This window comes from Alcanivorax sp. P2S70 (genome assembly GCF_000475295.1).
Classification (GTDB): Bacteria; Pseudomonadota; Gammaproteobacteria; order Pseudomonadales; family Alcanivoracaceae; genus Alcanivorax; species Alcanivorax profundi.
Genome location: NZ_AXBZ01000067.1, coordinates 171,765 through 183,558 on the forward strand (window position 1 = coordinate 171,765; position 11,794 = coordinate 183,558).

Sequence of the window (11,794 nt, forward strand, 5' to 3'; positions counted from 1 at the left end):
CCACAGGGTAGCGCCCGGCGTCACAAAACCAATGTGGCAAATTGTCGCAGTCAGCCCTTCAGCTGGCGTCGATACTGGCCTGGCGCGCAGCCCTGCCACCGCTTGAAGGCATGATAGAAGTTGGCGGTATCCGCAAACCCCAACTGCTGGGCCAGCTCCGGCAGGTTGCATTCCGGAGCGGCCAGAGCCTGGCGGGCAAAGTCGAGCCGAACCTGATCCCGCAATTGCACAAAGCGGGCGCCCTCTTCCAGCAAGCGGCGCTGCAGGGTACGCGGGGTCATGGCCAATGCCGCCGCCACGGCCTCGATGTGCAGGTCTCCCCCGTTCAGCTGGGTACGCAACTGGGTCAGCACCTGGCCGGTGATCCCGCCCGCACGGCTGAGACCGGTCAGCCGTTGGTCCGCCGAGCGCCGCAAGCGCTCATGGTATTTGGGGTAGGCTCTCGGCAGAGGCTCGGCCAGTAGCATGGCAGAAAACTGAATCGCGTTACGCGGGGCAGCAAAGTGCAACGGGCACTGGAAGAACGCATGGTACCCCTGCCGCTGGGCCGCCACCGGCGTGGCATGCTGAAAGTGCACTTCGTCGAGCGGGAACTGCCCGGCCATCAAGGAACGGCCAATGGCCACCATGGTCGCCACTACCAGATCGTTGTGTTCGCGGGTAGCCGTGAATCGCAGCGTTGGCTCACGGCTGACCACCGACAGGCGCACCGACTTGCCTGCCAGCTCCATACCGAATTCGAGATAAGGCACGATCAGGTCCTTGTAGCGAAACAGCATGCCCAGTCCCTGCTCCAGTGTGGCCGCTGTGGCCATCAGGGTGCCCAGCAAATCCAGGTTGCCGTAGTGGTTATCTGCGCCCACATGCAGGCCAAACAGGGGATCCTCGCTTTCGGTAAAGGCGGTGAAGAGCAGTTCGTCCAGCTGTTGCAGACTGATGTAGCAATCACTGCGACCCACAATCTCCGCATCAATCCCGATGCGCTCAAACAGGGCCTGGATGTCCAGCTGGCTGCGCAAGGACACTTCCAGCAAACCCGGCAGAATGGAGGCCGGAAGCAATGTTGTTGTCATGGCCATACCTCGTTATCCCCTGACGCCGGGGAGCCTCTGAATAACGCCTTGCATGCTCAGCGTGACCTGGAGCGTGCAGCTGTTGCGTCTTGTCTCGACGGTAAGTGGTTCCCTTGCCTAGAGGCAAGGCGCAGCAGATGTGCGCTCCAGGCCGCGCCCTTCGGGTCTTCCAGGCTGGTCCCGCACTCGTTGCGGCACTTCCTTTGAAGGTGAAGAGCAGATGGATAGACATATCTCGATCCCAGTTAGGGGACCCCCTCAAAAAGACTGAGCACGTAAGGCGTTATTCAGAGGCTCCCTAACCCCGCCAACAAGGTCAACGCTGCTGTCACAATTGGCCTGTTATGCCGGTGGCAGCCCCGGTAAGCTAGTGGGCTTTGGAACCCCGGCCCACTACAGGGATGCATCATGCTGAAACGTTATCTTGTCGATGAAGTCACCGACACCGGCGCACCACGCAAACAAGCCTTCAAACTGTTTGCCGAGGCCAGTAACTGGCAGAACTGGTGCTCTGTGGTCCGCCACGCCCGCCTGCTCAACGGCGACTGGCGACGCGGCGCCTTCCTGTTGTTCGTGGTAGATCTGCCCGGCCTGCCGCCTGCTCCGGTGGTCGTGAAGGTGTACGAATACAAGGAAAACGAGCGCATCACCTGGGGCCTGGACACACCGGTGGGCCGCATCCTGCACCGGTTCACCTTCCTCGATGATGACAACGGAAACTGCCGGGTGCATCAGGAAGAATGGACCGAAGGCCTATTGACCCCACTGGTAGGCTGGCCTGCGGGCAAGGTCATTCACCGCTTCGACACACGCTTTGCCGCAGAATACGCGGCCATGTTCTGATTGGCTGACCGGATACTTCCATGACCCATCGGCTGTTCAAGGCCTACTGCAAGGCGGTGCTGGCGCACCCGATTTTCTGGCTGGTGCTACTGGCGCTGGCCTGCGGCTATGCCGCCACGCAGGCCCGGCACTTCGAGATCGACGCCTCCACGGATTCCCTGATCCTGGAAAACGACAAGGACCTGCAGTATTACCGCAAGGTCTCCAAACAGTATGGTGGCAGTGACTTTCTGGTGGTCACCTACTCCCCCACGCAGGCCCCCCTGTTCCAGCGCGAGACTCTCAGCCATTTGCAGGGTCTGCAGGAAGAGTTAAAAGCCGTCAGTCGGGTGAAATCGGTGTACAGCATGCTGGACGTGCCGCTGCTGTTCAGCCCGCAAGTCGAATTCAGCGACCTTGCCAACGGCTACCGTACGCTCACCGACAGCGATGTGGACCTGCAGCAGGCCAAAGCCGAATTTACCGACGTCAATCCGTTCTACGAAGACCTGCTGGTCAGTGACGATGGAGGCACTACCGCCCTGCTGGTGACCTTCGAGCGCGATGCAACCTACTACGAACGGTTGAACCGGCGTAACGACCTGCGCGAACAACAACGCAATGGCGAACTGGATGCCAATGGGGAAACCCAGCTGGAACAAGCCACCCAGGCGTTCAGCGAGTACAACAGCCGCATTCAGGAACGCACCGCCGGCGAGATTCGCCAGGTGCGCGACATCATGGATAACTACCGCGACCAGGCAGACCTGTTCCTCGGCGGTATGCCCATGATCACCACCGATATCGTCAGTTTTATCCGTGCCGATCTGAAGGTATTCGGTGCCGGGGTACTGGTCTTCCTGATCATTGCCCTGTTCATTATCTTCCGCCGTCCGCGCTGGGTCATCGTGCCCCTGGCCTGCTGTGCAATCACCGTACTGCTCGTGACCGGCCTGCTGGGGCTGATGGACTGGAAGGTGTCGGTGATCAGCAGCAACTACATCTCGCTGCTACTCATCATCACCATGTCCATCACCATCCACCTCACCGTGCGCTTTCGCGAACTGCATGAGGCAAACCCGGATGCCACCCAGGCATGGTTGATCAAGGAAACCGCAGCCCACATGTTGCGCCCCAGCATCTACATGATTCTGACCACCATGGTGGGCTTTTCCTCACTGGTGATCAGCGGCATTCGTCCGGTCATCGACTTCGGCTGGATGATGACCCTGGGGCTGGGGGTGGCGCTGGCCGTATGCTTCCTGGCTTTCCCCGCGCTGCTGGCTCCCCTGGCACCGGGCAAACCCAGCCAGGGCAAGGACATCAGCCGTCAGCTCACCCTCGCCTTCGCCCACTTCACCGAACGCCATCGTCCGGTTCTGCTGGTGGTCGCCGTGCTGGTCGCGGTGGGCTCTTTGTGGGGCGTCAGCAAGCTGACGGTAGAAAACCGGTTTATCGATTACTTCCAGGAAGAAACGGAAATCTACAAGGGGATGGTGCAGATCGACCGCAAACTTGGCGGCACCACCCCCATGGACATCATCATTGATGCCCCCAAAGTAGAAAAAAGCACCTTTGCTCGCCAACAGCCCGACCAGGGTTGGGACGGCGAAGCGCTGGAGGATTCCGCCAGCGATCCCTTCGCCGACGGCGGCGATCCGTTCGCTGGCAGTGATCCGTTTGCCAGTGGCAATTCTGCACAAGACACTGATGCCTTTGCAGACAATGCCCCTGTCGACGACCCCTTTGCCGCCGGTGGCGACGTCAGCGATCCGTTCGCACAACAAGACAGCGCCCAGGCGCAATCGCTGAAAGATGCCTACTGGTTTACCCCCGCGCGGCTGGCCCAGCTGGTCGAGATCCAGGAGTACCTCGAAAGCCTGCCGGAAACCGGCAAAGTGCTGTCGCTGGCCACCACCTATGAAGTGGCCGCCAAACTCAACGGTGGCCCACTGGAGTACGTCCAGCTCATGCTGCTGGCCAAGTTCATTCCCGCAGACCTGCATCAACAGCTGGTAAAACCCTACCTCTCGGACGACGGCAACCAGGTGCGCATCAGTGTCCGGGTGATCGACTCTGACAAGAACCTCAATCGCAACGCCCTGCTCGCCAAAATCCGTCACGATCTGCAGAACGACTTCGGCCTGCAACCGGAACAGGTGCATCTCACCGGGGCCATGGTGCTCTACAACAACATGCTGCAAAGCCTGTTCGACTCACAGATCAAGACCCTGGGCTACGTGTTCGCCGCCATCCTGATCATGCTGCTGATTCTGTTCCGAAGCCTGCCTGTGGCGTTGATCAGCATGGTTCCCAGCCTGGTGTCCGCTGCACTGGTGCTCGGCCTGATGGGCTGGATCGGGTTGCCACTGGATTTGATGACCATCACCATCACCGCCATCACCATCGGCATCGCCGTGGATGACACCATCCACTACATCCACCGCTTCCATGAAGAGCTGCCCAACGACAACGATTACGTGGCCACCATGAAGCGCTGTCACGGCTCCATTGGTAAAGCGATGTACTACACCTCGCTCACCATCATCGCCGGCTTCTCGATCCTGGCCCTGTCCAGCTTCAACCCAACGGTCTACTTCGGGCTGCTGACCGGACTGGCCATGCTGGTGGCGCTGCTGAGCAACCTGACCCTGTTGCCAGCCCTGCTGATTACCCTTAAACCCAAACTCCGGGCGGGCTGACACCAACACCAACGGCGGAGATTGCCTCACCTCAATCTCCGCCCACGTAGCTCCTTACCCTTTCCCCTTTCTTTACCCGCATACGCTTTGCACACCCTGCTTGTCGCAATTTCATGGCAAAATGCCATGATAAATGATCGGGCCGGGGGGCCTGACAATCACAAGGGAAGGGAACCGACACCATGCTTAACTCTGCATTTTCCAGGGCTTCACTCTGGCCTGCGCTACTGGCTTGCCTGCTTATCACGGGATGCACAGGCACACGCTACATTCCCCCTCAGGGACAACTCGCCGCACCCGCATCCCCTCCTGCCGCCCTGAAAGGGTTTGAGGGCAACGCCCAAGTGGAACTGGATGTCGCCGGGGGCTATGCCTCACCCAATGATCGGACTTATCCGACACAGCTGGCCAACGACGAAATTCAACGCTGGTTCGCTGGCAACGGTGACGACCTGACCGTTCACATTCGCAATGAGAATACCCGGGACAGCGGCTGGTTAAGCATGGTGCCCTACTTTCTGACGCTGGGGATTTTGCCCTCCTGGTTGAACACCGAGGGGGAAACAGTGATGGAAGTGAAGGCCGGGGATGAGGTGTTATTTGCGAATCGCGAAGACGTTGCGTACAAATCGGCCCTGTCCATGCTGCTTCCGACTGCCTACCTGGTCGGCAGCCCAGGCAAACAACAGTACGAAATCATGGCGCATGATCAGCTCAACCGGCATAAGCATGCTCTTCAGGCTTTCATCACATCCCAACAGGCCGGTTACGAAACCGCGGTATCCGACGGCACAGTAGAAGCCTATCGCCAGTATCTTCAGGCCAATCCCGACTCGTTCTTCCGAATGGAAACCTTGCGGCGGCTATCCGAACTCGCGCCGGAAAAACAGGCGCTCGCCTTTCACCGCGACAACATCGCGATCGATAATACCTATATCGTTTACCTCCCCGATGAATACGATATCTGGTTCCTTGGCCCTGCCAACATGAAAGTCTACGACGTTCTCCGACTGTCCAGCGCCGAAGACGATGTCCTGCTCGCCTCACGCATTCGTGCCGCAAATCAGCCCTACAAGGTTTTTAATGGCGATGAAATTGCCCTGCTCAAAGAAGGAGGCCTGTCTTCTGCACTAATCGCGGCCATGATCGACGCTAGCGCCAATACGGCACCAAGCAGCCCCGTCCCTGATGGTGTGGGCAGTACGGCAGTAGATAGCGCAACGACCGAAGCGTCAGCCGCCGTGGCCCAGCCCGGGGTCGCAGATATCGCTGGCCAGTGCGCCAAGCGCTATGCCGCTCTCAAGGCTTGTGACCAAGTGCCCTCCTTCGGGGCCAATGTCTGTCGCAGTCAGGTGAAAAAGAAGTATTCCCACATGGCCTGTGAATTGATCCAGTGAGCCTGATTCGGTGGCATCATCGGCTTCACTTGATAACTGTCCAAATGAACAGTATATTAATCGTCCGGGTAGCCCACAGGCCTTCATTACTGTGACCCCAGGAAAGCCTGCTGATTGATCTCCGCGCCCCAGGGACGGGGCCGGGCTCCCGGACTCATTCAAATAGCACAACGCCATCAACACGAGTTGTGCTATGGGCAGGAGCAGCGCTCGAGCCGCACACCACTAGAATCGCCAGCCGGCAGACACCCACTGTGCCGTTGCCTCCGGGCAACCCGCATCGCTGACTGGCAGATCACGTATCCCCACCAGACTCTCTTTTCAATCGCTGCCGGTCCCGAATTGCCTGCACTTTGTTTTCAAAGCTCTCCTCAGCACCTGCCTTCTCAACCGCAGGCTCGCCATCCCCGGAACCGTGCGGCTCCAGTGCATCCAGCAGAACACCGGGCAACAATAACACTCCAGCTGAAAAACTCAGCACCGAGCCCATCGCCACCACCAGCAGCAGGGCCTCATTGCCCATGTCAGGAATGAGCGAAAGGAAGAAAGGAATAATCATTAACAGCAACAGCGACACGTTCATTCTTGATTGGTAACGCCCTCCAAGAAGACGCCCCACCTTTCGCATTCGAAAATAGAATGAAACAGCAGCCAATAGACTCAGGGCTGACAGCGCCCAAAACAGATACGTCACAACACGTCCTTTTTCTTACTTGGGGATTGAGTGAATCCCTAGCCTTCTGGTTTCTCCAGTTCCTGCAACACATAGCCCACCTCTTCCATTTTCTCGGTGAGCAGCTGCTGCGCATCCTGAAGCCCCCGGTTGTAGAAATGGGGTCCAATCTCCGCCGCGAAGAAGTCCATCAGAAACTCCGCCTCAAAACCCCCAATCTCCTGGTTCAGCTCAGAGTCAAAATACGCCTTGATCTTGCTGACCATGCGATCTTTCTGATCCTGGCTGAAGGTAATCTCCGTCATAATCCATCCATCACGTGTAGAAACTCATGCTTGCATAGCGATCAACGTCAACCTGCGACAGCAACCCTACCCTCGTCCCAACAAGCCATTCCCCAGCAAATACCCAGCCCCAAACACCGCAGCGCCAAAGATCAGCGTATTGGAGAGAATCCCCTCAAAGGTGTATTGCGGCTGCCCGCTGAAGGCCACATGCAAACCGGCATGCACCACCAGAAACACCGACACCCAACACTGCCCCTGCGCCACTCGCTCAGGCAAGCGGCTGGTCAGCCAGCCCAATACCAGCGCGAATATCGGCACATGTAACGTCACAAACACGACTCGTCCCACATCGGGCGCCAGCCAACTGGTCAACGGCAACACCCGCCACTCACTATGGGTCATGGCATCCAACTCGTGGGTAAACAGCAGGCTCACACCGATAAGAAACAGGGCTCTAAGCCAGAGGGGCTGGGGGGTGGCTGACATCGCGGGGACCCTAGGGTTAAGTTCCCCCTGTTTTACTGTGGTTTCAGCGTAAAGGGAAATAAAAGTGCGTGGAGGCGTGTCTGTAATCTATAAGGAGTAAGTTACTGCTTTTCAGAGACCCCACGGGACAAGACCTGAACCCAATACCCATGAGCCAATAGCCCATCGTCTCAGTAAACAGAAAAGATTGGATCGCCATTTAAAGATCAATATAGGGTCAAAATTCAATCAATCCCAAAGCACCCAGATAAAGATAGACAGCTAAAGCCATGTGAAACACATAGGCTAAAAGTCCAAAAACATACTGAAAAATCTCCTTTCCCTCTTCAGAGAGACTCGGAGAAGCTAAAGCAGATTGAATCGGCGGGATGTCAAAGTTGATGTACGACCTTGTCATCAACTCAATGTAACCTACTGCCAAAGCGGAAACGAGAAACTTGAAAAAACTATCGGCCAAAAACGCAGAGGCAAATACTGCAACTGCATAGCCCCAATACCATATTTTCTTATAACTGAAAGCTTTATTAACAAGAGCATAACTCTGCTTAAACATTATTTCCTAAACCTCCGCCCTCCCCTTAATTCATCCAGCGAGGTGATTCGGAGTCAGGTCTTGCACCGTGCATCGAGACGCACTATGCAAGACCTGACCCTCGTGTTCCCTTTAGGTCATAAAACTCTCACTCTGGGAAGTGATCGCCTTCATGCAGGGGGTGCTACAAAGGTGCTAACTCAGCGTATTACCTGTTGCCTGAAGCTGATTATTGCCGGTTACTCGCCCTCAAGAAAAGCGAACTTCTAATGAAGTTCGCTTTATAAGGCATTTCATTTCTCAACATCTTTTAAGGGGATGGCCTTGCAGATGCTCCTTATTGGACTTTTTTTATTACGGGAATCTCCCAGGTCCCGTCGAGAATAGACGGCGCTCCTTCACTCGGCCAGTAAAGGCGAAGCATGGGAATGAAACGCCCCTTGGGAGCAGGAAGCCAGTTAGACTCTCTCTCGGACCCCGGATTATCGTGTTGTAGGTAGAGGTCTACTGATCCATCCGCATTCTTCTTCAGATCATTCCTGGCACTGAGCGTATAGCGGTCAAGTGGATTATCCACGAAGAAATAGTCGTCGTTATACATGGTCAGTGACCAGAACCCATTAACCGGAGGAAGCTGCCCTTTTTCAAAATGCATGACGTACTTCGATTCACCTGTATAGGGTTTACCTTCAAGGTCGAGTTCAGAGGTGGGGTAAACCGCATCCTGTGGGCGGTTAGCGCCCAACCCGATGGCGGTAATGACAGCTCGCTGAAGATAGTCCGTGCCGTACAAGCCCGTATTCGTAGTAAACGTCCAACCGTTAATATTTTTCCCGGATTCTTTAAAGTGCCCCATTATCTTAACGAGACTGTCCTTTGGGACATCCTTAAGCGCTGTCTGTACGTTAGGGTTGAGCTTGCCGAAGGCGAAAGGTTTTCCCGGCACAATCCCTAACTTGGCCATTTTTGCGATTATTGAAGCATCCCCTTCTGCGGGAGGGTTGTCTTTCATAAGGGAAGCCAGAAGGGTGAAATAGGCTGCGGTATCAAGAGCATTAACCTGCTCACGAACCGGCGTTTTCATGTCAACATTTGGGTCTACCTTGCCCGGCGGTGCAGTGAAAGGTTTACCGTAAGCACTCAGCGGAACAAGCGAAATTTCGTCTTGAATCTCGTGCACTGCTGCGTAATCCTCTGGCGTACCAGTGCAGTAAATTCGCCCGATAAACCAGACCATACTGGTCGGAGACTTATACTCAACCACCCCTTCCGGCAGAGCACCCTCCCACCCTGGCCCTGTGATGGCATAAACCTGGGCTCCAGTTCCTGTCGTGCGTGTGCCGGGGACCTCAAACACATCGGTCCATCCATCAAGCATCGGGAACAGGTAATAGCGATCCTGGACATCAGGAAGACTCAGGATCCATGGTTCTTCTTTCACATCTATCCAGGCTGTCGTATAAAGCGTGTCAGCGTTGGGGGCAGTTACATCCTTGTATTCAGCGGAAGGGTAAGAGCGTATTCTGACAAGGTGCCCCATTGGCCCGCGCGTGGCTTCCACCTTTGGAACGTTGGTCATCACCCGCCGTGTCATCTCCATGGTAACTAGCGGGTATCCGTAAATATAAGCTTCCTCAGCAATTCTCTTTGCATCCTCCACGGACACTCTTTCAGCCGCTTGGGCGCTGGTTGCTGAAACCAGCAAAGCCAAAAGCGCCATAAAGGCATACCTGCCGTGCCTGATCACACTATGTTCCATTTTCATTTATCTGCTTCCTGCGTAGGGAAATAATCGGCCACTTCCAGACATGTCGGCCGGGATGGTTACAAGAATATTTCACTGCGGATGTGAAATACCCAGGCTTAGCCTCCTCAATCACTACAGATGAAAGCCGCGCCCAGTGCGCATAGGAAAAGTCTGCATCTGCCTCGAACAGCTTTTCTTTTGCCCCCCTTGTCTGAATAACAATCTAACCCCACTTTTTGCCAAAGTGCTGTAGATCATGTCCTACAAAACCAGTCCCATTCTGTTTTAAGAGAAAATTCTGTAAAACTTGCAATCCAGTTCTCATTCCACCTTTGAAGCCAGAATCAGGAGGTGGCGCCATGACAGCCACAACTCATGAAAGCATGATCAAGCCACTTCATGGCAAAGGCGACTGTCACGCGCATGAAGGGCATACGGTGATCTGTTGCGGAACGTCGCCACCCGAGTCAGCGTGTTGCCTATTATGTAAAGTGCGTTGTTGTCGCTCTCTCACCATAAAAAAAGCCGCGCGGTGCGCGGCTTTTTCGTTGAGCTGTAGTACGTACTACGCGCTCTTTTCGGCGATCTTCTTTTTCCAGATGACCGGGCCGGTTTTGTGTACGGATTCGCCTTCAGAATCCACGGCTACGGTGACGGGCATGTCTTCCACTTCGAATTCGTAGATGGCTTCCATGCCCAGGTCTTCAAAGGCCGCCACACGGGATTTGCGGATGGCTTTGGAAACCAGGTAGGCAGCGCCGCCGACGGCCATGAGGTACACGGCCTTGTTGTCCTTGATGGCTTCGATGGCCGCATCACCACGCTCGGCTTTACCCACCATGCCGATCAGGCCGGTTTCTTCCAGCATGGTGCGAGTGAACTTGTCCATGCGGGTGGCAGTGGTGGGGCCTGCCGGGCCGACCACTTCTTCGCGCACCGGATCGACCGGCCCTACGTAGTAGATAAAGCGGTTGGTGAAGTCCACCGGCAGTTTTTCGCCTTTGGAAATCATGTCGACCATGCGCTTGTGGGCCGCGTCACGGCCGGTGAGCAGCTTGCCGGACAACAGCAGGGTATCGCCGGGCTGCCAGGTCTGCACTTCTTCCGGGGTGATGGTGTCAAGGTTAACGCGCTTGGCGCCTTCATCGTTGCCCCAGGCAATGTCGGGCCATTCTTCCAGGTCCGGGGCTTTCAGGTCAGCCGGGCCGGTGCCATCGAGAATAAAGTGGGCGTGGCGGGTGGCGGCACAGTTGGGGATCAGCGCGACCGGTTTGTTGGCGGCGTGGGTGGGGTAATCCACCACTTTTACGTCCAGCACGGTGGTTAGGCCGCCCAGGCCCTGGGCGCCAACACCGAGGGCGTTCACTTTTTCAAACAGTTCCAAACGCAGTTCTTCGGAACGGGTCTGGGGGCCACGGGCCTGCAGCTCGTGAATGTCGATGGGGTCCATCAGGGCTTCTTTGGCGATCAGCATGGCTTTTTCGGCAGTACCGCCGATGCCGATGCCCAGCATGCCCGGCGGACACCAGCCAGCACCCATTTTCGGAATCTGTTCCAGCACCCAGTCCACCACGGAATCGGACGGGTTGAGCATGGCGAACTTGGATTTGGCTTCAGAGCCACCGCCTTTCGCTGCCACGTCGATTTCCAGGGTATCGCCGGGCACGATGGAGTAGTTGATGACCGCAGGGGTGTTGTCCTTGGTGTTGGCGCGTTTGCCATCCGGGTCCGCCAGCACCGAGGCACGCAGGACATTGTCCGGGTGGTTGTAGGCGCGGCGTACCCCTTCGTTGATCATGTCATCGAGGCTCATGTCGCCTTCGAAAGTCACGTTCATGCCCACTTTGGCAAACACGGTGACGATGCCGGTGTCCTGACAGATGGGGCGACGGCCCATGGCAGCCATGCGGGAGTTGATCAGGATCTGCGCCATGGCGTCCTTGGCGGCCTTGCTCTCTTCCTTTTCGTAGGCTTCTTTCACCGCGCGGATGAAATCCACCGGATGATAGTAAGAGATGTACTGCAAGGCATCTGCGACGCTCTGGATCAGGTCATCCTGGCGAATCACCGTCATG

At 56.3% G+C, this 11,794-nt stretch carries 10 protein-coding genes; 3 read left to right on the plus strand and 7 right to left on the minus strand.

Annotated elements, in window-relative coordinates:
* Positions 1–50: 50 nt before the first annotated feature.
* Positions 51–1,073: an AraC family transcriptional regulator gene (locus tag Q672_RS32345; protein ID WP_031227062.1), complete on the minus strand. Its 1,023-nt coding sequence runs from the start codon at positions 1,071–1,073 to the stop codon at positions 51–53.
* Positions 1,074–1,481: 408 nt separating this feature from the next.
* Here Q672_RS32345 and Q672_RS32350 point away from each other — a divergent pair, with 408 nt between their 5' ends.
* From Q672_RS32350 to Q672_RS32360, 3 genes are all read left to right on the plus strand, one after another.
* Positions 1,482–1,916 carry an SRPBCC family protein gene (locus tag Q672_RS32350; protein ID WP_022986682.1) on the plus strand — a complete coding sequence of 145 codons (435 nt, stop codon included), beginning with the start codon at positions 1,482–1,484 and terminating at the stop codon, positions 1,914–1,916.
* 20 nt (positions 1,917–1,936) lie between these two features.
* Positions 1,937–4,597 (plus strand): efflux RND transporter permease subunit, encoded by a 2,661-nt coding sequence (locus tag Q672_RS32355; protein WP_022986683.1) that lies wholly within the window; start codon positions 1,937–1,939, stop codon positions 4,595–4,597.
* Positions 4,598–4,779: 182 nt separating this feature from the next.
* Complete coding sequence (locus tag Q672_RS32360; protein WP_152521847.1) at positions 4,780–5,994, plus strand: hypothetical protein; 1,215 nt, start codon at positions 4,780–4,782, stop codon at positions 5,992–5,994.
* Between the two features lie 295 nt (positions 5,995–6,289).
* Here the strand turns inward: Q672_RS32360 and Q672_RS32365 are convergent, their stop codons facing one another.
* The 6 genes from Q672_RS32365 to Q672_RS32390 form a co-directional block, all read right to left on the minus strand.
* On the minus strand, positions 6,290–6,688 hold the full coding sequence (locus Q672_RS32365; protein WP_152521848.1) for a hypothetical protein: 399 nt from the start codon (positions 6,686–6,688) through the stop codon (positions 6,290–6,292).
* Between the two features lie 38 nt (positions 6,689–6,726).
* On the minus strand, positions 6,727–6,972 hold the full coding sequence (locus Q672_RS32370) for a DUF2164 domain-containing protein (protein ID WP_022986686.1): 246 nt from the start codon (positions 6,970–6,972) through the stop codon (positions 6,727–6,729).
* 66 nt (positions 6,973–7,038) lie between these two features.
* On the minus strand, positions 7,039–7,440 hold the full coding sequence (locus Q672_RS32375) for a DUF6713 family protein (protein WP_022986687.1): 402 nt from the start codon (positions 7,438–7,440) through the stop codon (positions 7,039–7,041).
* Between the two features lie 217 nt (positions 7,441–7,657).
* The gene (locus tag Q672_RS32380) at positions 7,658–7,993 is read right to left on the minus strand and encodes a hypothetical protein (protein WP_022986688.1); all 336 of its coding nucleotides are present in this window, start codon (positions 7,991–7,993) and stop codon (positions 7,658–7,660) included.
* 316 nt (positions 7,994–8,309) lie between these two features.
* Positions 8,310–9,737 (minus strand): DUF1254 domain-containing protein, encoded by a 1,428-nt coding sequence (locus tag Q672_RS32385; RefSeq protein ID WP_022986689.1) that lies wholly within the window; start codon positions 9,735–9,737, stop codon positions 8,310–8,312.
* A gap of 547 nt (positions 9,738–10,284) precedes the next feature.
* Positions 10,285–11,793 (minus strand): fumarate hydratase, encoded by a 1,509-nt coding sequence (locus Q672_RS32390; RefSeq protein WP_022986690.1) that lies wholly within the window; start codon positions 11,791–11,793, stop codon positions 10,285–10,287.
* Position 11,794 lies beyond the last annotated feature (1 nt).

Bases quoted from the DNA above. Each gene is read 5' to 3' on its own strand.
- Q672_RS32350 (WP_022986682.1), top strand. From the start codon at position 1,482: ATGCTGAAACGTTATCTTGTCGATGAAGTCACCGACACCGGCGCACCA.
- Q672_RS32370 (WP_022986686.1), bottom strand. From the start codon at position 6,972: ATGACGGAGATTACCTTCAGCCAGGATCAGAAAGATCGCATGGTCAGC.
- Q672_RS32345 (WP_031227062.1), bottom strand. From the start codon at position 1,073: ATGACAACAACATTGCTTCCGGCCTCCATTCTGCCGGGTTTGCTGGAA.
- Q672_RS32380 (WP_022986688.1), bottom strand. From the start codon at position 7,993: ATGTTTAAGCAGAGTTATGCTCTTGTTAATAAAGCTTTCAGTTATAAG.
- Q672_RS32355 (WP_022986683.1), top strand. From the start codon at position 1,937: ATGACCCATCGGCTGTTCAAGGCCTACTGCAAGGCGGTGCTGGCGCAC.
- Q672_RS32375 (WP_022986687.1), bottom strand. From the start codon at position 7,440: ATGTCAGCCACCCCCCAGCCCCTCTGGCTTAGAGCCCTGTTTCTTATC.
- Q672_RS32385 (WP_022986689.1), bottom strand. From the start codon at position 9,737: ATGAAAATGGAACATAGTGTGATCAGGCACGGCAGGTATGCCTTTATG.
- Q672_RS32390 (WP_022986690.1), bottom strand. From the start codon at position 11,793: ATGACGGTGATTCGCCAGGATGACCTGATCCAGAGCGTCGCAGATGCC.
- Q672_RS32360 (WP_152521847.1), top strand. From the start codon at position 4,780: ATGCTTAACTCTGCATTTTCCAGGGCTTCACTCTGGCCTGCGCTACTG.